General features: G+C 63.6%; 23 protein-coding genes. All 23 read left to right on the top strand.

The window, feature by feature from the left end; all coding sequences use genetic code 11:
- Window positions 1–21: 21 nt before the first annotated feature.
- Window positions 22–699, top strand: a complete 678-nt coding sequence (locus QMC81_02360; protein MDI6906319.1) for a DUF2953 domain-containing protein — start codon at window positions 22–24, stop codon at window positions 697–699.
- Window positions 647–1,033 carry a GerW family sporulation protein gene (ytfJ, locus tag QMC81_02355; GenBank protein MDI6906318.1) on the top strand — a complete coding sequence of 129 codons (387 nt, stop codon included), beginning with the start codon at window positions 647–649 and terminating at the stop codon, window positions 1,031–1,033. Before QMC81_02360 ends, ytfJ begins: the two co-directional genes overlap by 53 nt.
- 74 nt (window positions 1,034–1,107) lie before the next feature.
- The gene (locus tag QMC81_02350) at window positions 1,108–1,707 is read left to right on the top strand and encodes a nucleoside recognition domain-containing protein (protein ID MDI6906317.1); all 600 of its coding nucleotides are present in this window, start codon (window positions 1,108–1,110) and stop codon (window positions 1,705–1,707) included.
- 2 nt (window positions 1,708–1,709) lie between these two features.
- Entirely contained in the window at window positions 1,710–2,240 is a 531-nt protein-coding gene (locus QMC81_02345; GenBank protein MDI6906316.1) for a spore maturation protein, read from the top strand.
- Between the two features lie 53 nt (window positions 2,241–2,293).
- Window positions 2,294–3,049 carry a pseudouridine synthase gene (locus QMC81_02340; protein MDI6906315.1) on the top strand — a complete coding sequence of 252 codons (756 nt, stop codon included), beginning with the start codon at window positions 2,294–2,296 and terminating at the stop codon, window positions 3,047–3,049.
- Between the two features lie 42 nt (window positions 3,050–3,091).
- Window positions 3,092–3,550, top strand: a complete 459-nt coding sequence (locus QMC81_02335) for a hypothetical protein (GenBank protein ID MDI6906314.1) — start codon at window positions 3,092–3,094, stop codon at window positions 3,548–3,550.
- Between the two features lie 18 nt (window positions 3,551–3,568).
- Entirely contained in the window at window positions 3,569–3,931 is a 363-nt protein-coding gene (gene aroH, locus QMC81_02330; protein MDI6906313.1) for a chorismate mutase, read from the top strand.
- 48 nt (window positions 3,932–3,979) lie between these two features.
- Window positions 3,980–5,083: an HD-GYP domain-containing protein gene (locus QMC81_02325; GenBank protein MDI6906312.1), complete on the top strand. Its 1,104-nt coding sequence runs from the start codon at window positions 3,980–3,982 to the stop codon at window positions 5,081–5,083.
- Window positions 5,084–5,238: 155 nt separating this feature from the next.
- Window positions 5,239–6,336 carry a histidinol-phosphate transaminase gene (hisC, locus tag QMC81_02320; GenBank protein MDI6906311.1) on the top strand — a complete coding sequence of 366 codons (1,098 nt, stop codon included), beginning with the start codon at window positions 5,239–5,241 and terminating at the stop codon, window positions 6,334–6,336.
- A 2-nt stretch (window positions 6,337–6,338) separates the two neighbouring features.
- Window positions 6,339–7,376: a 3-deoxy-7-phosphoheptulonate synthase gene (gene aroF / locus QMC81_02315; protein ID MDI6906310.1), complete on the top strand. Its 1,038-nt coding sequence runs from the start codon at window positions 6,339–6,341 to the stop codon at window positions 7,374–7,376.
- Window positions 7,377–7,378: 2 nt separating this feature from the next.
- Window positions 7,379–8,473 (top strand): prephenate dehydrogenase, encoded by a 1,095-nt coding sequence (locus QMC81_02310; protein ID MDI6906309.1) that lies wholly within the window; start codon window positions 7,379–7,381, stop codon window positions 8,471–8,473.
- Window positions 8,474–8,808: 335 nt separating this feature from the next.
- A complete protein-coding gene (gene aroA, locus QMC81_02305) occupies window positions 8,809–10,104 on the top strand; it encodes a 3-phosphoshikimate 1-carboxyvinyltransferase (protein MDI6906308.1) in 1,296 nt (431 codons plus the stop codon).
- Window positions 10,105–10,206: 102 nt separating this feature from the next.
- Window positions 10,207–10,869 carry a (d)CMP kinase gene (cmk, locus tag QMC81_02300; GenBank protein ID MDI6906307.1) on the top strand — a complete coding sequence of 221 codons (663 nt, stop codon included), beginning with the start codon at window positions 10,207–10,209 and terminating at the stop codon, window positions 10,867–10,869.
- Complete coding sequence (locus QMC81_02295) at window positions 10,869–11,456, top strand: lysophospholipid acyltransferase family protein (protein ID MDI6906306.1); 588 nt, start codon at window positions 10,869–10,871, stop codon at window positions 11,454–11,456. Before cmk ends, QMC81_02295 begins: the two co-directional genes overlap by 1 nt.
- 6 nt (window positions 11,457–11,462) lie before the next feature.
- On the top strand, window positions 11,463–13,466 hold the full coding sequence (locus QMC81_02290) for a bifunctional 4-hydroxy-3-methylbut-2-enyl diphosphate reductase/30S ribosomal protein S1 (protein MDI6906305.1): 2,004 nt from the start codon (window positions 11,463–11,465) through the stop codon (window positions 13,464–13,466).
- 172 nt (window positions 13,467–13,638) lie between these two features.
- Window positions 13,639–14,349, top strand: a complete 711-nt coding sequence (locus QMC81_02285) for a DUF1614 domain-containing protein (GenBank protein MDI6906304.1) — start codon at window positions 13,639–13,641, stop codon at window positions 14,347–14,349.
- Window positions 14,342–15,508, top strand: a complete 1,167-nt coding sequence (locus QMC81_02280) for a stage II sporulation protein P (GenBank protein MDI6906303.1) — start codon at window positions 14,342–14,344, stop codon at window positions 15,506–15,508. Before QMC81_02285 ends, QMC81_02280 begins: the two co-directional genes overlap by 8 nt.
- 9 nt (window positions 15,509–15,517) lie before the next feature.
- Window positions 15,518–15,991, top strand: coding sequence for a DUF3189 family protein (locus QMC81_02275; GenBank protein MDI6906302.1), 474 nt, complete (start codon window positions 15,518–15,520; stop codon window positions 15,989–15,991).
- On the top strand, window positions 15,972–16,376 hold the full coding sequence (locus tag QMC81_02270; GenBank protein ID MDI6906301.1) for a hypothetical protein: 405 nt from the start codon (window positions 15,972–15,974) through the stop codon (window positions 16,374–16,376). Before QMC81_02275 ends, QMC81_02270 begins: the two co-directional genes overlap by 20 nt.
- Window positions 16,369–17,715, top strand: coding sequence for a DUF512 domain-containing protein (locus tag QMC81_02265; GenBank protein ID MDI6906300.1), 1,347 nt, complete (start codon window positions 16,369–16,371; stop codon window positions 17,713–17,715). Before QMC81_02270 ends, QMC81_02265 begins: the two co-directional genes overlap by 8 nt.
- A 50-nt stretch (window positions 17,716–17,765) precedes the next feature.
- A complete protein-coding gene (gene der / locus QMC81_02260; GenBank protein MDI6906299.1) occupies window positions 17,766–19,088 on the top strand; it encodes a ribosome biogenesis GTPase Der in 1,323 nt (440 codons plus the stop codon).
- Window positions 19,089–19,094: 6 nt separating this feature from the next.
- Entirely contained in the window at window positions 19,095–19,688 is a 594-nt protein-coding gene (gene plsY / locus QMC81_02255) for a glycerol-3-phosphate 1-O-acyltransferase PlsY (GenBank protein MDI6906298.1), read from the top strand.
- 76 nt (window positions 19,689–19,764) lie between these two features.
- A partial coding sequence (locus tag QMC81_02250; GenBank protein MDI6906297.1) for a phosphoribosylformylglycinamidine synthase subunit PurS occupies window positions 19,765–20,155 on the top strand: 391 nt, incomplete at its 3' end.

Genomic DNA, 20,155 nt, shown 5'->3' with positions numbered 1-20,155 from the left:
GGAGGAGGAAGGGAGGATTTCGTGCTTTTCCTGCTGATAATCGCCGCGCTTCTGATGGCGGGGGTTTTTCTCGCCCTGACCTTCCTCCGGGTTAACCTGGCCTATCGCCGGGAGGGGGAAGACGACCGGGTGGCTGTGCTTGTCTCATGGCTCGGCCTGCCCCTCTACCGGGCGGAGGTTCCGATGCTCGACCTGCGGGCGGGCCTGGGGAGAAATCCCGCTATCCGCCTCAAATCCCGCTCCGCCACCGATACCCCGGCCACCGCCGTCGACCGCGAGGTCCGGGAACTGCCCCTGTCCGTCCTGTTTCTGCGCTGGTATAACGTCTTCAAATCCTTCCGCGCCGGCATCTGCTACCTTACCCCCCGCATACGTATCGAGGACCTGGACTGGAGTACCCGCATCGGCACCGAGTCGGCCGACCGGACCGGGATACTGACCGGACTCACCTGGGCGGTCAAGGGGTCGCTCCTTACCCTGACCTCCCGCCTAACCGACTTCCGCGCCCACCCCCGCCTGGCCGTAAAACCGGACTTTGGCCGCCCCGTTTTCGCCACCGATATCCGCTGCATACTGGCTATCCGCCTGGGCCATATTATAGTCGCGGGCCTGAAGGGCCTCGCGGCACATGTAGGGGGGAAGTCCGGTGGAGCAGCACCCCATCCAGGGTCTGATGCAGACGGCCATGGAGAGCATTAAGCAAATGGTGGATGTGAATACCGTGGTCGGCGACCCGGTGGAGACCCCTGACGGGATAATCATTATTCCAATTTCCAAGGTGGCGGTCGGGTTCGCCGCCGGTGGCGGAGAGTTTGAAATCGCGCGCGACGACGGCGCGAGCACGTATCCTTTCGGCGGTGGAAGCGGGGCCGGCGTATCCGTGCAGCCCATGGGCTTTCTCGTCGTGGGCCAGGGACAGGTGCGCCTCCTGCCGGTCGACGCCAACGGCATCGCCGATCGCCTCATCGATCTGGCTCCCGCGGTGCTCGAACGGCTCGACAATTACCTTAAGAAGAAAAGCAGCGAGCAGTAAGGAGCGCGGTTCTACCCCCTGGCCCGTCCTCATAGAGTTTGACTACGGAGGACAAGGACAAGGGGGATCGTGTCTTGGTCAACGTTGTCTGGCTCGCCCTAATTCTGTTCGGTATTGTTGCGGCCGCGGCCAACGGGCGCATCGAAACGGTCACCACCGCCGCCCTGAACGGGGCGCAGACCGCCGTATCCACGGCCCTCGGTCTAATCGGGATCCTGGCCTTTTGGTGCGGCGTAATGAAGGTCGCCGAGGCTGCGGGCCTGGTCCGGGCCCTTTCAATGATTGTCCAGCCCTTTATCCGCCTGCTTTTTCCCAGCATCCCGCGCAACCATCCGGCCTTCGGGGCCATCGTGATGAACCTCTCCGCCAATGTTCTCGGCCTGAGCAACGCCGCCACACCGATGGGCCTTATCGCCATGCGGGAGATGCAGCGGCTTAATCCCCGCCCGGATACCGCCTCCGAAGCCATGTGCACCTTCCTCGCCATGAACACCGCCTGCATCACTCTAATTCCGGCCACGATCATCGGCATCCGTATCATGTACCGGTCGGCCGATCCTACGGCGGTGGTTGGAACAACTATCTTCGCCACGGCCTGCGGCATGACGGTGGCGGTCCTTGCCGACGTTCTGCTGCGCCGCCTATACCGCCGCCGGGGAGGCGGGCCATGCTAGTTCTGGTAGGTGAAATCTCCCGCTGGGCGATCCCCGCTTTCCTGGTGATCGTCCTGCTGGCCGGTGTGATAAGGCGGGTACCGGTCTTCGAGACCTTCGTGGAGGGGGCCGAGCAGGGCTTCGGACTGGCGGTGAAGCTGATCCCCTTCCTCGTGGCCATGGTGGTCGCCATCAGCATCTTCCGGGCCTCGGGAGCCATGGACGCCACCGCCCGCGCCCTGACCCCCGTTCTATCCGCCCTGGGCGCTCCGGCGGAGGTCCTGCCGCACGCCTTGCTGCGCCCCCTTTCGGGAGGGGCGGCGCTGGGAGTCGCCACCGAATTAATCAAGGAACACGGCCCCGACAGCCTCATCGGTTTTCTGGTATCGACCATGCAGGGCTCCTCCGACACCACCTTTTACGTCCTAACCCTGTACTTCGGGTCGGTGGGCATCAAGAAGTACCGCTACGCGGTCGTATCGGGGTTATTGGCCGATTTCACCACGTTCATCGCCTCCGTATATATCGTGAACCATATTTTCAAGGGCGGGTAGGCAAGATACTATTAAGGTGTAAGTACCCCTCTAAGGACGGTGGACGAACCCTCTTGTCTCTCGAGCGTCTGCAGAAGGTCCTGGCCCACGCGGGCGTAGCTTCCCGCCGCCGGTGCGAAGAGTTGATCCTGGCGGGAGCGGTCCGGGTGAACGGGCGGACGGTGACCGCGCTGGGAACCAGCGTGGATCCGGACCGCGACGTCATCGAGGTGCACGGGCGCAGGGTACAAGCCGAGAAGCCCGTTTACATCCTTCTATACAAACCCGCCGGATACGTCAGCACGGCGGACGACCCCCGGGGGCGCCCCAAGGTGACCGACCTGGTACGGGACATCCCACGGCGGCTTTATCCCGTCGGACGGCTGGACTACGACACCGAGGGCCTGCTTCTCCTTACCAATGACGGCGAACTGGCCTACCGCCTGACCCACCCCCGTTTCCACGTCCCCAAAACCTACCTCGCCGAGGTCGAAGGCCGGCCCGACGCGGAGGACCTGGCCCGCCTGGCTTCGGGCGTGCCCCTTGAGGACGGCATGACCGCTCCAGCCCGTATCCTCCTGCGGCGGCCCGGGCCGCCGGCACTGATCGAGTTGACCATCCACGAGGGCAGGAACCGCCAGGTCCGACGCATGTGCGCCGCCGTGGGCCATCCCGTGCGTCGCCTGAGGCGCATCCGTTTCGCCTTCCTGGAACCCCGGGGCCTGTCGCCGGGGAAGTACCGCCATCTGACGGCAGCCGAGGTGCGCCGCTTGCACCGGCTCGCCCAATCATCGGAAAGGAGCAGGATTTTTAAACCGGGAGAAGAATAAGTAAGCAATTCAAGCTCCTTAAGGGAGAAGGGGATTTAATTGGTGATAAAGTACCAGTCCGGTGGTGAACAGGTGGAAGCAGACCTTCGTGTCAAGATCCGACTTGACTTTAAAGGTGTTTCCCGTCCCGGCCGCCTCTTTGGCGGCAAGCCCACTGAGAAGGTCGCTGAAGAGGTTCGCGAACAACAGGTCGCCCTTTTTCGCAATGTGCCGGTCCAGGGAGTGCAAATCGAGGACATTAACCTGGCGGGGGAGATTTACACCATCTTCGATGAAAAGGCCAATAACGAAGTCGCCTTCGCCCCCGTGGAGTTGACAGTCGTCGCCGCCGGCCTCGAGGACCTGATTCGCTTCGTCATCCGCGAGGAGTTCCGCCGTATCGAGATCCTGGAGCCTGCGGGCATCGTCCTGTCCCGTTTTGAAGTGGAACGCCTGCTCTTCAAGGTCAACGAGGAAGCGCGCGGGTTGCGCGAGTGGCTGGAGCACAAGTATAACCGTTAGGGAGGGCCGGCCTTGTCCGTGGTCCGTGGCATTCGCGGGGCAATTACCGTAGAACACAACGCCGCCGAGGAAATCCTGGACGCCACAAGGGAACTGTTGACGGCCCTGGTGGATGCCAACCAAATCGCCGTGGATGACATCGCCAGCATTTTTCTCACTATGACCCCCGATCTCAATGCCGAGTTCCCCGCTCTGGCGGCGCGGCAACTTGGATGGCACCAGGTGCCCCTTCTCGGAGCGACCGAGATCGCCCACCCGACGGCCATCAGCCGCTGCATCCGCGTCTTGATGCACGTTAATACCGACAAGAAACAGGGAGAGATGAAACATCTCTACCTGCGCGAGGCCGCCCGGCTGCGCCCCGACCTCCTGATGCCCTGAGAGCCGGGCCCCGTCTTATTTGGAGCCCGGTTTAGGGGGGTAAGGAAGTTGCGCCGCGTCAAGGTTAAGGACCTGGTTCCGGGGATGCGCGTGGGGATGGCCGTCCTCGGCCCCAATAACGAGATTTACCTCAAGGCCGGGGTAAAGATCACGGCGGGATATATCACCCGGCTGCTAGAGTTGGGGTTCTCCTGGATCTACATCGACGAGGGCCCGGTGGACTACAGTTCGGTACCGGACGTCATCATGCCGGCGACAAGAACCCGGGCCATCGAACAAGTGCGCCAGGTGATGCTGGAGGCACTCGCCTCCCAGACGAAACTTGTCACCATTCCCCCGGCGCTGAACGAGACCGTCAACGAGATGATCGAGCAGTTGACGGATAACCCATCGGCGATGGTCAACCTGGCCGATATCCGCACCGAGGACGAATACCTCTACCACCACTCGGTGAACGTCTGCGTGCTGGCCCTGATCACCGGTATCAGGTTGGGGCTTGACCGCACACGGCTGTACACCCTCGGCGTGGGCGCCCTGATGCACGATATCGGCAAAATCCAGATCCCCGACGATGTCCTGTACAAGCCGGGGAAGCTGACCCGCGAGGAATTTGAAATCATTAAGAAACATCCGGTTTACGGGCGTGACCTTCTAGCCTTCGACCCCGATGTCGCAGCCATCGCCTACGCCCATCACGAACGGTTCGACGGCGGGGGGTACCCTTTGGGCTTAAAGGGGGCGGACCTCGGCCTGGAGGCCCAGATCGTGGGTATCGCCGATATCTTTGACGCTCTGACCGCCGACCGCATTTACCGGCCGGCCCAGCCGGTGCACGAGGCCTATGAAATGCTGGCGGCCGCCGGAAACTACTGGTTCCACTTCGACCTGCTGCAAGCCTTTCTCGCCAATGTCGCCGCTTATCCCACCGGAACCATCGTAGAACTGAATACGGGCGAGGTGGGTGTGGTGATCGATACGCCGCCCGGCTACCCCACATTCCCCAACCTCAAAGTCCTGACCGGCCCCGAAATGAGAGGCCTTAAACAACCGTATGCCCTGGCCACCCTGACCACCAACCGCTGGGTGGCCCGCGTACTGACGCAGGAGCAGTTCCCGGGTCTCCGCTTCGTACAGCAGGATTCGGCTCTCTAGTCCGGGCACCAAGTCCCCCGTCCAAAAAATAGTTGCGCCGTAAATGGGCGCATGTTAGTATGTTTCCCAAACATTATCGGCTGCGGGAAAAAGGGAGGCCGCGACGACACTCCTGGGTTGGAGTGTTTTTATTCTCCAGAGAGGGGGAACGCAAGGTGACCGGCAGCCTTGTCCGGGAAAACATCGGGAACCTGGCCATCTACCGGCCCGGTAAGCCGATCGAAGAAGTCCAGCGCGAACTGGGACTTCAACGGGTGATCAAACTGGCTTCGAACGAAAACCCTCTGGGGCCCTCGCCCCGGGCCGTTGAGGCCGTGACCCGCGCCGCAGGGGGGATCGCCCTCTACCCGGATGGAAGCGCCCATCGCCTGCGCCACGCCCTGGCCCGTTTCCACGGGGTGGACCCGGAGGCCGTTATCCTGGGCAACGGCTCGAATGAGATCGTCCAGATGGTCTCCCTGGCGGTCCTTAACCCCGGCGACGAAGCCGTTATGCCTGTTCCAAGCTTCCCGCGGTACCAGCCGCTGGCGCGTCTTATGAACGCCAGGCCTGTGGAGGTCGCCCTGACCGGTGATTTCCGGCTCGACCTGGAGTCCATGGCTGTGCATCTTGGCCCGCGGACCAAGCTCGTCTATATCTGCAACCCGAACAACCCCACCGGGACGATCAACACCCGGAAGGATGTCGACCGTTTTCTGGAACGTGTCCCCCGGGAAACGCTGGTTATTTTTGACGAGGCCTATTTCGAGTATGTGGAAGATCAACGCTACCCCGACGGCCTGGACTACCTGCGGGCCGGTCACAACGTGCTGGTCCTGCGTACCTTCTCCAAGGTCTACGGGCTGGCCGGTCTCCGCATCGGATACGCGGTCGGCGACCCGGACCTCATCGCCTACCTGAACCGCGTACGTGAACCCTTTAACGTCAACGCCCTGGCACAGGAGGCGGCGCTCGCCGCTTTAGAGGACCAGAAGTTCGTGGAGCGTACCCGCGAGAATAACCGGCGGGGGAAGGCACAATTGTACCGGGCCTTCGAGCATCTGGACTTGCCCTATGTCCCGACCGAAGCCAACTTCATTCTCTTTGACGCCGGGCGGAATGAACGGGAAGTCTTTCAGCGCCTGCTCAGGCGCGGGGTGATCATCCGCGGCGGTTTCGGCTACCCGACGATGCTACGGGTGACCATCGGTACCCAGGAGGAAAACAACGCTTTTATCTCGGCCCTGGAGGCCGTGCTCGAGGAGGATTTTTGATTATGGTCATCATTATGAGTCATGGCGCCACTGACGCGCAAATTGAGAACGTCGTACACCACCTGGAGGCGGCCGGTTTCCGTATTCATCTGTCGAGAGGCGTCGAGCGGACCATCATCGGCGCTATCGGGGACAAGACCCGCCTTTCGGAGATCGCCCTTGAGGCCCTCCCGGGTGTTGACGGCGTGGTGCCGATCCTTCAACCCTATAAGTTGGCCAGCCGCATTATGAAAGAGGGAGGAACGGTGATTCGTGTCGGTGACATCGAGATCGGCGGGAAAACGGTCCAGGTTATGGCCGGCCCCTGTGCGGTCGAAAGCCGGAAGCAACTCCTGACCGCCGCCTCCTACGTACGGGCGGCGGGAGCGACCATCCTTCGCGGCGGGGCCTACAAGCCTCGGACTTCGCCCTATTCCTTCCAGGGACTGGGCGAGGAGGGTCTGAAAATCCTCGCCGAGGCTCGTGAGCGTTACGGCTTGAAGATCATCACCGAGGTTATGGACATCCGTACGCTGGATGCGGTGGCACAGTACGCCGACATCATCCAGATCGGCACGCGGAACATGCAGAACTTCAACCTGCTGCGCGAACTCGGTGACATCCCCAAGCCGGTGCTCTTAAAGCGAGGTCTGTCGGCGACGATCGAGGAGTGGCTTATGGCGGCCGAGTACATCCTGGCCTCCGGCAACGAGAACGTCATCCTTTGCGAGCGGGGCATCCGCACCTTTGAGACGTACACCCGCAACACCCTTGACCTTACCGCCATTCCCGTGGTGAAAAACCTGTCGCACCTGCCCGTAATCGTCGACCCGAGCCATGGGATAGGCAAGTGGAAGTACGTCATCCCCATGGCCCGGGCCGCCGTGGCCGCCGGCGCGGACGGTCTGCTCGTCGAGGTCCATCCCAACCCGGCCGAGGCCCTGTGTGACGGCGCCCAGTCCCTTACGCCGGAAAACTTCGCCGCCATGATGCAAGAGGTGCGCCGGGTGGCCGAGGCCCTGGGGCGCAAGGTACCGCCGGCCCAGCCGCCGAGCGCCTGACGATGTTTGAGCGAGTCGCGATCATCGGGGTCGGCCTTATCGGCGGCTCACTGGGCATGGCTCTACTGGACCGCCGTCTGGCCCGCTCGGTGGTCGGTATCGGCCGCAGCGAAGAGAACCTGCGGCTGGCCCTCACCCTGCAGGCCGTGACGGAATACACCACCGACCCTGCCGCCGGGGTTCGCGGAGCCGACCTCATCGTCCTAGCCACCCCGGTTGGGGCGATTCTTCCCACCCTGGAGCGGATCGCATCCCACCTGGCCCCGGGGGCTACGGTGACCGACGTCGGCAGCACCAAAGAACAGATCGTCGCCAGGGCCGAGACCGTGATCCCTTCGGCCTGCGCTTTCGTCGGCGGGCACCCTATGGCCGGAGCCGAGACGGCGGGGGTGCGGCACGCCGACCGCTACCTGTTTGAGGGTGCTTTCTGGGTTCTGACGCCGACACCGCGCACCTTGCCGCAGGCACTTGAGTGCCTGCGCCGAATGGCCGCCCGGCTCGGCTCCCGCGTCATCGAACTGGCGCCGGCCGAGCACGACCTGATGGTGGCCGCCGTCAGCCACCTGCCGCACATCGTCGCCGCCGCCCTGGCCAATACCGTGGGAGACATGGCGGACGGCGACCGGGCCCTTTCCCTGGCCGCCGGCGGCTTCCGGGACACCACGCGGATCGCCGCTTCGAGCCCCGAGATGTGGCGCGATATCTTCGCCAGCAACAGGGACAAGGTTCTCCAGATGCTGTGGTTTTTCCGCCACCAGATCGAGCAGGCCGAAACCATCCTGCGTGCCGGGGACGACGGGGCCCTGACCGCATGGCTGGCCGCGGCGCGTGCGACCCGCCGGGCCGTGCCGGCCCGGGTCAAGGGGTATCTTTACGATCTGCACGATTTGACGGTTACCGTTCCCGACCGGCCGGGGGCCATCGCCTCCGTGACGGCCGCCTTGGCGGCCGAGGGCATCAACCTCTGCGACCTGGAGATCCTGCGCGTACGCGAGGGCGAGGCCGGCACGGTGCGCCTGGCCTTTGCCAGCATCGCGGACCGCGACCATGCGGCCGCCGTCCTCAGCCGCAACGGCATTCCGGTGCGGGTGAAATGAGAGCCCTAGGCTAAGTTACCCAGGGATACACTAAGCCCTGGAGGCGAAGACGGGCCGGGCAAATGCGGTCATCGGTTCGTGCGAATCTCATCGAGTCTGACGACCGACGACTGTCGACCGTTGTGCAAGCCAACACCGGGTGCGGTGCAGCGGTGCGTGTATACCGGCGCTACGCCCCACGGTATGCGGATCTCCCGTCGGTAACAGTATCGACCCAAGCCAACGGAGTTGCAGGCGGTAGGTACGCGCTTCTAATTCCGCTAACAGAAAGTTGTCGGCGAAGCGAAGGAAATTCCGGCCGTCAGCCGAGCCCGCCACAAGGAGGAGTCTAACCCTTGGAAGTCCATCAGGCCCACGGCCTGCGCGGCACCATCGAGGTACCCGGGGACAAATCCATCTCCCACCGTTCGGCCATCCTCGGCGCCCTCGCCAAAGGCGATACGACCATCACCAATTTTCTCCCCGGTGCCGATTGTCTGGCAACCCTGGCATGCCTGCGCGCCCTTGGCGTCGCCATCGAGGGGCCGGATAGAGCTAACCGCGTCACCGTTCACGGGCACGGACCGGAATCGCTGGTCGAGCCGGAAGACGTCCTGAACGCCGTCAATTCCGGTACCACCTTTCGCCTGCTGGCCGGGGTCCTGGCCGGCAGCCCCTTTTTCTCGGTCCTTACCGGGGACGCCTCACTACGCCGGAGGCCCATGGCGCGCATTGTCCGGCCGCTGTCCGAAATGGGGGCCGCCATCCACGGACGGCAGAACGACCGTCTTCCCCCGTTAGCCATCCGCGGCGGGAGGCTTCAGGGCATCGACCACACCCTGCCCGTGGCCTCGGCCCAGGTCAAATCGGCCATCCTGCTGGCCGGGCTGTTCGCCCACGGGACCACCTCGGTCACCGAGCCCGCACCCTCCCGTGACCATACGGAGCGCATGCTGGCCGGCTTCGGCGCCGACATCCAAAAGGAGGGCCTGACGACGGTCATCCGCCCGGGTCCGTCCCTTTCGGGGCGTGAGATCAAAGTGCCCGGAGATATCTCTTCGGCAGCCTTCTGGCTGGTGGCCGCTACCCTTGTGCCCGAAAGCGACATTCTCATTCGCGAAGTCGGCATCAACCCTACACGGGACGGAATCATCAAGGTCCTGCAGCGGATGGGCGCCAATCTTGAGGTCATCCCCCGGGACCCGGCCGCGAGTGAGCCGGTGGCCGACCTTCACGTCACCAGCGCCCGCCTGCGCGGGGTGGAAATCGGCGGGGACTTGATCCCGAGCCTGATTGACGAGATCCCCGTGCTCGCCCTGGCCGCCGCCCTGGCCAAGGGGCGCACCGTGATCCGCGGCGCCGCCGAACTGAAGGTCAAGGAATCAAACCGCCTGGCCACCACCGCCGCCGAACTGCGCCGTTTCGGGGCACGGGTCGAAGAGCGCCCGGACGGCCTGGTGATCGAGGGCGTGCCACAGCTTCATGGTGCCGCGGCCCGGAGCCATGGTGACCATCGTATCGCCATGACCGTTCTTATCGCCGGTCTTGCCGCCAGGGGCACCACTACACTTGATGACGCAGCCTGTATCGATGTGTCTTTCCCCGGTTTTACGGGGCTTTTGAAAACGGTTGCCGCGCAAAATTCTCTCTAGAAGTGTTTCTGACGCTTTTTTGTATTTAAAAAGGAAATGTGATAATCCTGTCGAAGATTATTAAGCGTAAAGCTCCGACCGAAGGAGGCGTGGCCTCACCGGATGAAGGATGTCGTGGCCATCGACGGTCCGGCGGGCGCCGGAAAGAGTACGGTGGCACGCCTGGTAGCCCGGGAAATCGGCTACCGTTACGTGGACACCGGGGCGATGTACCGCGCCCTGACGCTTCTAGCCCTGCGCAAAGGGATACCGTGTGACGCCGAAGATCTGGTGGCGGAGCTTGCCGCACGCGCCAGGATCATTATGAACGGGGACGGTCCTGTTCCGTCTGTTATTCTGGACGGTGAGGACGTCGGCACCGCCATCCGGCAACCGGAGGTTTCGCGCCACGTCTCCCTGGTGGCCCGCATACCTGCCGTCCGGGAGCGGCTGACCGAACTCCAGCGGCGGATGGCCGCCGCCGGCCGCGTGGTAATGGAAGGGCGTGACATCGGCACCGTCGTTCTGCCGCACGCCGAACACAAGTTCTTCATAACCGCATCCGCCGAGGAGCGTGCCCGCCGCCGGCAGCGGGAACTGGCCGCCGCCGGGCGGCAATGCGACCTGGACGTGCTGGCGCGCGAAATCGCCCGGCGCGACTTTATCGACAGCACGCGCGAGGTAGCGCCGCTCAGGCCTGCACCGGACGCCCTCGTGATCGATACCACCGAACGGACCATCGATCAGGTGGTAGAGATGATCGTGCGGGAGGTCCGGGGCAAGTAATGTTTTATTGGTTTGCCCGGTGGCTGTGCAAGATCGCCCTGGTCACGTTGCGTCGCTGGGAGGTCAGAGGGGTGGAAAACATCCCCGCCGAAGGACCTTTAATCGTAACGGCCAATCACGTCAGCTACTGGGACCCGGTGGTGGTGGGCTGTGCCCTTTCCCGCCAGGTCTTCTTTATGGCAAAGGCAGAGTTGTTTCGCTTTCCGGTTTTTGCGAGCATACTCCGATGGCTTGGAGCCTTTCCGGTGCATCGTCACCGTCCGGACCGCCAGGCCCTTCAACGAACCCGGCAGGAACTGGAAAAGGGGCACGTTCTGGGCGTGTTCCCGGAAGGCACGCGCAGCAAGACCGACACCTTCCTGAAGCCCCACCTGGGCGCGGCCCTGTTGGCCGTTAAATACGGGGTGCCCGTGCTTCCCGTGGCCTTGCAAGGCACGCGGGGGCTGTGCGGAAAGGTACGCGTCCGTATCGGGGAACCCTTGCGCTTTGCCGGGGAAGGAGGCGAGAAGCCCTCCAAGGAGCGCCTTGAAGCCGTGGCCCAGGAGATTATGGAACGCATAGGCGCCCTCTTGAAGGGTTTGAGGTGATGTAGAGTGGAGGTCAAACTGGCCGCCAAGGCTGGTTTCTGTTTCGGCGTTCGCCGGGCGATTGACCTGGCCCTTAAGACGGCCAGGGAGGAGCAGGGCCCGATCTATTCCCTGGGACCCCTGATCCATAACCCCCAGGTGGTCGGCTTTTTAGCCGAACAAGGGATCAGGGTTATCGAGGATATCCGGGCCGTGCCCAGTGGAACGCTCATCATCCGCTCACACGGTGTAGGCCCGACCGTGCTGGCGGAGGCCCAAAACTTAGGTTTCAAGGTTGTGGACGCCACCTGCCCGTTTGTGAAGCGGGCCCAGCGGCTGGCCCATGATCTTACGAACCAGGGTTATCAGGTCGTTGTGGTCGGCGACAAGGAACACCCGGAGGTTCGGGGAATCGTGGGCTGGACGGGCGGCCAGGCCATAGTGGTGGAAAACCCCGGGGAAGCCGGTCGACTTCCGGCGTTGCCCCGGGTCGGCGTAGTGGCCCAGACCACCCAGCCCCAAGACAACTTCGAGGCGGTGGTCCGGGTCCTGGAGGAGAAGATGGGGGAGGTCACAGTCTCCAATACCATCTGCAATGCCGTTGCCGAACGCCAACAGGCCGTGCTGGAACTGGCCCGCGAGGTGCAGTTGATGGTTGTGGTTGGGGGGGCTGACAGCGCCAACACCCGCAAGTTGACTAATCTCTGCCGGCAAACGGGGACTCCGACCTATCAGATCGAAACAGCGGATCAGCTGGATCACGATTGGTTTCGGGGCGTCCGGGTGGCCGGCTTGACGGCAGGAGCTTCCACGCCTGACTGGATTATCGAGGAGGTAGAAAGGCGGATGAGTGGGATGGAAGAAATGGCGAACCCCGAAGCCGAAATGCAGGCGATGCAGGTTCGTCCGCTCAGGAGCGGTGATGTGGTGAAGGGCACGGTCGTGGACATCGGCCAGGATGAAGTCATGGTCGACGTCGGCGCCAAGTCCGAGGGGGTCATTCCAATACGCGAGTTGTCCTGCTATGATGTCACCTCCCCCCAGGAAGTGGTCAAGGTGGGGGATGAAATAGATGTCTGGGTGGTCAAGGCCGAGGACAATGAAGGGCGAATCATCCTCTCCAAGAACCGTGCCGATGCGGTCAAGGCGTGGGAAAGACTCGATGAGGCGTTCCGCAACGAAGAGCCTGTGACCGGCGTCGTCCGCGAGATGGTCAAAGGCGGCCTCCTTGTAGATCTGGGAGTACGGGCTTTTCTCCCCGCATCGCAGGTGGAGAGAGGCTTTGTCGAGGACCTTTCGCAGTACGTGGGCAGGGAGATTACGGCCAAGGTTATCGAGCTTAACCGGGGGCGCAAAAAGGTAATTCTTTCCCGGAAGCAGGTCCTGGAAGAGGAATACGCCGCGAAGCGTCAGCACACCCTGGAAACCATCAAGGAGGGTGACGTTGTACACGGCGTAGTAAGACGTTTGACCCAGTTCGGGGCTTTCGTCGATATTGGCGGTCTTGACGGCCTCCTCCATATCTCCGAGATCGCCTGGCACCGGATCAACCACCCCTCGGAGGCCCTTAGAGTCGGGGACGAGATCGACGTCCTTGTCCTGCGGGTGGACCGGGAGAACGAGAAGGTCTCCCTAAGCCTGAAACAGGTCCTGCCGAACCCTTGGGATACCGTTGCCGAGCGTTATCCGGTGGGCGCCATCGTCCCGGCCCGCGTAGTGCGCCTGGTGCCCTTCGGTGCCTTTGTTGAACTTGAACCCGGCGTCGAAGGGCTGGTCCACATCTCCCACATGGCCGACTGGCATGTCGCCAAACCCGAGGATGTCGTGCAGGAGGACCAGGAAATCAACGTCAAAGTCCTGAGCGTGGACCAGGAGAACCGGCGGATCCGCCTCTCACTGCGAGAGGCCGGCGGTGTCACGGCAGGCGACGAAGAAGGCCCGCCGCCGGCCGCCGCCGGGCACGAGGAGCGCGGCGAGGTCACCCTCGGCGATGTCTTTGGAGAGATGTTCGAAAAGGAAAAGGACGAATAGGCATAATTCAGTTAGAACAAGTAACCAGGCATTCTGGCGAGCAGCCCGGAGGCTGCTTTTCTTTTTTCTTTAACCGCCCTCGATAAGAGTCTTTTGCCGTGCGTGTTGCATATTTGCGGCAGGACGTGGGAGCCTACCACAATAACGCTTTCCGGACGAAGGAGTAGGTGCTATGGGTAGGCTTCCTGTCGGCATTATTCTGCTGATCCTGATCTCCGTGTTGATTTACCTTGGCCTGGCCCACCGTGTCCTGGACCGTATGCGTTTGACCGACCGGGCGGCGCTCGGCATCCTCGCCGCCATGGTCATCGGCAGCCTCATCGACATCCCGATTCCCGTCGGCCGTAATACGCTGGCCCTCAACGTCGGCGGCGGCCTGGTGCCCGTGGGGCTGGCGGTCTACCTTCTGGGCCGGGCCGATGAGGCCCGGGAGCGGACGCGCGCTTTACTCGGAGCCCTGGCCGTCGGGGTGGTCGTCTACGTCATCGGCAGTTACGTAATGACCGGCCTGCCCGAACCGGCGGGACGCTACGATTATGTAGACGTTCTCTACCTGTACCCGATCGTAGCGGCTGTTATCGCCTACATCGCCGGCCGCTCGCGGCGCGGCGCTTTTGTCGCCGCCACCCTCGGCGTCCTGCTGGCGGACATCTTCCACTGGATCCGGCTTGCCGGATCAGCCGTTCCTGGAACCGTCCACATCGGCGGCGCCGGGGCCTTTGACGTGATTGTGGTTTCCGGCATCCTGGCCGTTCTCCTGGCCGAGACCGTCGGCGAAATCCGTGAGCGCCTGCAGGGCGGTCCCGTGCGCGAAGGCCGGGACCAGGCCACGCTGGAGGCCCTTTCCACCCCCGAGGCAAAGGGAGGTCGTGAAGATGAATAACAAGGCTAAACTCGGCCTGCTAATCGGCTTTCTCGCCGTGGCCGCCATGGCCCTCACCGCCTACCAGAAGGCCCCCGGCCTGCTGCCGGCCTGGGCACCGGCATGGGCACCCCCGGGGCTGGGGCGCAGCCTTGATGAAATGAAGGCCGGGGAATACTCCACGGTCCTGGATGACAAGGGGGCCGTCGTCACCAAACTCGGACGGCACGTCAAGGCCGGTAACGAAATCATCAACAGCCGGGGGGAGCACTACCGGATTACAAGGGTCCGGGGCAACATCGCCGAGGCCGAGATGCTGGGCGTGGACAGGGACCTCCTGGCATGGTATGAGTACTTTGACCAGTACGCTGTGCCGGCTGCCAATTCCGGGGCGAACACCGGACGTATCGCGGTTTATCACTCCCACAGCGACGAGTCCTATATACCCACGGACGGAAAGGCGTCCATTCCGGGGAACGGCGGCATCTACCACGTCGGCGCGAGCCTCACAAACGCGCTGCAGGGCCGGCGCGTACCGGTGCTCCATAGCCTGGCGCGGCATGACCCGCACGACGCGCAGGCCTACATGCGTTCGCGGAAGACCGCCGTCCAGCTCCTGAAGCAGAGCCCGGCGGCCCTGATCGACGTGCACCGCGACGGAGTGCCCGACCCCGACTTCTACCGGCGCACCATCAGCGGGCGGGATGCAGCCCAGCTACGTCTGGTCATCGGCAGTCAGAACCCCAACATGAACGCCAACAAAGACTTTGCCCGGCGGCTGATGGCCTTCGCGAACAAGACCCACCCCGGGCTCGTGAAGGAGATCTTCATCGGGTCGGGCAACTACAACCAGGACCTGATGCCCACGGCCATCCTCGTGGAATCCGGAACTTACACCCTCAGCCGGCAAAGAGCCCAGGAGGGCGTCGCTCTTCTGGCGGATGCCATCCCCACCGTACTTGGGGTCGGGACCGCGCCGCGCGCCCCGACCACGACCCGTAACTGGGGCAGTCTGGCCTGGATCATCGTCCTGACCATTGTCGCCGCGGGTGCTTTCCTGGTGATCAGCTCCGGCGGGTGGTCCCAGGCACGCTCCAAGTTCGGCCAGTTCTTCGGCAAGGAGTTCGGGCTGCGCCTGCGCACCGGCTCGCGCGGAGGCGGCCGGGAGGGTGAGCGTTAAACGGGCACGGTGAAAGTTCTTTACCACTGTTACGGCGGCACCCATTCCTCGGTCCTGGCGGCCGCCATCCACACCGGCCACTGCAGCCCCGACCGCCCGCCGACCCGCGATGAACTTGAGACCCTGCCCCTTTTTGACAAGCGGGCAGGAGCTGACTACGGCAGGGCCAGGTTCTACGGACCGGACGCCCAGGGGCACGAGGTCTGGGTGATCGGCCGCCTCAAGTACGCCTCAACCCCGGACAGGGTCTTCGGCGCCATGGCCCGGCTTTTCCCGGAGTCCGGGGAGCAGGTGGTGGTCAACGTCACCCACGCCCTGAACTGGCAAATGCGTTTCGGAGGCTTTGTGTCCCGCGCCCTCCACTTTACGGTACTCGGGCGCCCTTTCATCGCCTGGGGGGCACGCCGGGCGTACCCGGAGATCCTGGCCTTGGTAGCCCGTACCAAAGGAGAACTAAAAGCGCTTGAAGATCGTCTTCATTGACGGGACGCCCCTGGCGGGTCTGGCCGCGATGGAACACGTTACGCTGAACAGCGGCGGCGGCCCGGTGGCCCTGGAAAACGCCGAGTTCCTTACCCTGCCGGAAAACCTGTTCGCCGCCGGTGAGGACGCGGGAGGACATGAGGTCTATGCCATGTGGCTCCCCGCCTCCGGCGAACTCCTCGCCAGGCTGGCGGAAAGCTATATCAAGATGCACCGTCTCCCGCCGGATGCCTGTCGTATCGTCCGGGTCCATCCCCGGGGAATCATCCTCCGCATGGCATCCCTTCTCTATAGCCAGGGTCTGGCGGGCCTGGCGCGGCGGCTGCTCCTGTGGCGCTACCGCCGGGGGATTGACGGGGTCGAGGTGCTGGTGGATAATGGCTAAGGGAGTCAAGAGAGGGGACGGGGAGAGAAGGAGCGTGCATGGCGAGGGTTTGACCGTTGGCGCCGTTGCACCCGGAAGCATTGCCGAAGAACTGGGAGTTGCGGCGGGGGACAGGATCTGCGCCGTTGACGGCCGGCCGCTTGCGGATGTTATCGACTATCGTTTCGCGTTGGCCGGCGAACACCTTGAAATCCTGGTGCGCAGGCAGGACGGGGAGGAGTGGCTCCTCGAAATCGACAAGGATTACGATGAGGACCTGGGTCTGACCTTCGCCGAGCCCTTCGGCCGCCTGCGACGGTGCGCCAACCGCTGCATTTTCTGCTTCCTGGACCAGATGCCGCCCGGTTTGCGGCCCAGCCTCTATGTGAACGATGACGATTACCGCCTGTCCTTCTGGGAAGGCAACTTCACCACGCTGACCAACGCCGGGCCCCGCGACCTTGCACGCATCGCTGCCCAGAGGCTCAGCCCCCTTTATGTGTCGGTTCATGCTACCGACCCGGCCCTGCGCCGCCGGATGCTGGGACATCCCCGTGCCGGGAAGATACTCGACCAGTTGGCCTTTCTAAAAAGGCATGGCATAGCTCTTCACACCCAGATCGTCCTTTGCCCGGGCATCAATGACGGACCCGCGCTGGAGCAAACCGTACGCGACCTGGGCACACTCGCCCCGGCGGTGCAGAGCATCGCCATCGTGCCGGTGGGACTGACCCGGTTCCGCGAAGGTCTCTTTCCGCTCCGGCGGTTCACATCGGAAGAAGCCCTCGGGATTATTGCGTCGGTGGAGCGGAGGCAGAAAGAGTTCGAGCACCGTTACGGTACGCCCCTGGTCTTCGCCGCCGATGAGTTCTACTTGCTGGCGGGAAAGCCCGTGCCGGCGCCCGCCGTCTACGGAGATTTTCCCCAGTTAGAAAACGGCATCGGACTGGTCCGCTGCTTTCTCAACGAAGCCGGGGAGGCCCTGGCCGCGAGGCTCCGGCTCCAGGGGTATTCCTCGGCCGTTGCCGTCACCGGCACGCTGGCCTTTGACCTGATACATGACTTCGCGTACCGTCTGCGGGAAGCCGGTGGCCCGCGGCTCACCGTCATCCCCGTGGAAAATACCTTCTTCGGCCCCGGGGTCACCGTGGCCGGGCTCCTGACCGCCCGGGACGTCGTGCATGCGCTGGACGGCTTATCCCGCAGGGAACCGGTCATCCTTCCGGCAGCGATGTTTAACGAAACAGGCTTGACTCTGGACGACCGCACGGCAGCCGATATTGCAGAAGACCTGGGCGTCCCCGTCCACCTTGCGGGCAGCCCGCGGGAACTGCTGCAACTATTCGGAGAAACGCGGTAGATTGCATATAATTAGGATGTGGAGCATTTGGTGGGAGGAGGCTATAGGACTTGCGTAAGCCGATACTGGCCATTGTCGGTCGCCCAAACGTCGGCAAGTCCACGCTCTTCAACCGCATTGTCGGGGGACGCGCCGCGGTGGTGGAGGCACAGCCCGGAGTAACCCGCGACCGTATTCATCGGGAAGCCGAGTGGGCGGGCGTCCCCTTCACCGTAGTGGACACCGGCGGCATCGCCACGGTCGGCGACGATATGGCCGCCCGGGTAACGGCCCAGGCACGCAGAGCCATCGAGGAAGCCGATGTGATCCTCTTCCTGCTCGACGGGGGGAGCGGTCTACTCCCGGAGGACCATGAAGTCGCCGAAATACTCCGCCGGGCGGCCAAACCGGTGATCGTCGCCGTGAACAAGGTCGACCGCTTCGACCAGCCTCTGCCCACCGCCGAGTTCTACGAGCTGGGGTTCGGCGAACCGATTCCCCTTTCGGCCCGTGAGGGATTGAACGTCGGGGACCTGCTGGACGAAGCCGTCGCCCTCCTGCCCAGGGATGAGGCGTGGACGGGGGATGCAGCAGAAGAGCCGACATCGGTGGCGATCATCGGCCGTCCAAACGTGGGGAAGTCATCCCTGCTTAACGCCCTCCTCGGCGAGGAACGGGTGATCGTCAGCGACGCCGCCGGCACAACCCGTGATGCGGTGGACACCTTTTTGGCCCGCGGGGAACGGCGCTATGTGTTTATCGACACCGCCGGTATACGCCGCAAGAGCCGCATCAGCGAACCCATCGAGCGTTACAGCGTCCAACGGGCGCAGAAGGCGATCAGCCGCGCTGATGTCGCCCTGCTCGTCCTTGACGCCGTGGACGGGGTAACGGCCCAGGACCAGCGCATTGCCGGATGGGCCGAGGAGGCCGGGAGGGCGATCGTCCTCGTCGTGAACAAGTGGGACCTGGTGGAGAAATCATCCGACACCATGGACCGTTACCGCGAGGCCATCCGCCGGGAGCTGGGTTTTGTCGGCTACGCGCCGGTCGTCTTCCTGTCCGCCCGTACCGGCCAGCGTGTGTCAAGCGTTTTTCCCGCCATCGACCGCGCCCGGGACGAGTTCGCTCGCCGTGTACCCACGGCAGAACTCAACCGCTTGCTCCAGGATGCCTTCCTCGCCACGCCGCCTCCATCCGACCGCGGCCGCCGCCTGAAACTCCTTTATGCCACTCAGGCCGCCGTCCGGCCCCCGACCTTTGTCTTGTTCGTTAACGACCCGGAACTGGCTACAAACGCCTACCGCCGCTACCTGGAGAACCAACTCCGGCGCGCCTGGGGCTTCGTTGGAACCCCGGTGCGCATCATCCTGCGCCGGCGGGAAGCGAGGTAACTCAAGATGACGGACCTGCTCTGGATCATTCCCGTAAGCTACCTCCTCGGCTCACTGCCTTTCGGCTATCTTGTGGGCCGCCTGCGCGGCGTGGACATTACCGCCCACGGCAGCGGCAACATCGGCGCAACCAACGCCCTGCGTACCCTGGGTCCCGTCCCGGCCCTGATCGTACTCGCCGGTGACATGGGCAAGGGTGTGCTGGCCGTCTGGCTCGGACAGGCCTTCGGCCCACCGGCAGCCCCGCTCCTGGCCGCCCTGGCCGTCCTGGCGGGACACGGCTGGTCGATCTTTCTGGGTTTTCGGGGCGGGAAGATGATCGCCACCAGCCTGGGCGTCCTTTTGATGCTCTCCCCCCAGGTGACGGCCGGAGCCGCCGCCGTCTGGGCGATCGTGGTCGCCCTGACCCGCTATGTCTCCCTGGGCTCTATTCTGGCCGCCGTGGCCGTCCCGGTGCTTTTTGCCGCCCTCGGTTTTCCCCCGGGCTATATCGTTTTCGCCGGCGTTATCGCCGCCACGGTCATTTACAAACACCGCAGTAACATCGCCCGTCTCCGCGCCGGAACAGAATCCAGGCTGGGCCGGCGCAGCAAGAAATAGGAGCGCGCCCCTTCCTGATGCACTCACATCTTGTCATCCGGCATGTTACAATAGGGGCCGGGGAGGGGAGAGAGAGTTGGCCATTCAGGAGATACACGTCGGCATCAAGCCCGAACTGCGAGATGCGCATGGCCGCGAAACCCTGGCCGAAATCCGCCGCAGCCTCGGCATCACCGGTGTGCACGACATCCGCACCGTGAAAGTATTCCGTTTCGAGGGACTCCCGGAGGAGGATGCCGAATACCTGGCACGCCGCCTGCTTTGCGAGGATGTGTTCCAGCACTACAGCGTAAACCGTCCCCTTATCGGGGATGCCGACCGCCTCGTGGAGGTGGCCTACCGCCCGGGCGTGATGAACCCCGAGGCCGCCTCCCTGATGAAAGCGGCTTCGGACCTCGGTGTAAAGGGTCTCCTGGCCGCGGACTCCAGCCTGGAATACGCCTTCTATGGATCGCTCAGCGAAGACG

Source organism: Thermoanaerobacterales bacterium (assembly GCA_030019475.1).
Taxonomy (GTDB): domain Bacteria; phylum Bacillota; class Desulfotomaculia; order Desulfotomaculales; family JASEER01; genus JASEER01.
This window is presented reverse-complemented; position numbering and strand designations above follow the sequence as displayed.

Coding starts and splice junctions, on each gene's coding strand:
- QMC81_02310 (MDI6906309.1), top strand. CDS start 7,379: ATGTTTGAGCGAGTCGCGATCATCGGGGTCGGCCTTATCGGCGGCTCA.
- cmk (MDI6906307.1), top strand. CDS start 10,207: ATGAAGGATGTCGTGGCCATCGACGGTCCGGCGGGCGCCGGAAAGAGT.
- QMC81_02295 (MDI6906306.1), top strand. CDS start 10,869: ATGTTTTATTGGTTTGCCCGGTGGCTGTGCAAGATCGCCCTGGTCACG.
- QMC81_02280 (MDI6906303.1), top strand. CDS start 14,342: ATGAATAACAAGGCTAAACTCGGCCTGCTAATCGGCTTTCTCGCCGTG.
- plsY (MDI6906298.1), top strand. CDS start 19,095: ATGACGGACCTGCTCTGGATCATTCCCGTAAGCTACCTCCTCGGCTCA.
- QMC81_02265 (MDI6906300.1), top strand. CDS start 16,369: ATGGCTAAGGGAGTCAAGAGAGGGGACGGGGAGAGAAGGAGCGTGCAT.
- QMC81_02285 (MDI6906304.1), top strand. CDS start 13,639: ATGGGTAGGCTTCCTGTCGGCATTATTCTGCTGATCCTGATCTCCGTG.
- aroF (MDI6906310.1), top strand. CDS start 6,339: ATGGTCATCATTATGAGTCATGGCGCCACTGACGCGCAAATTGAGAAC.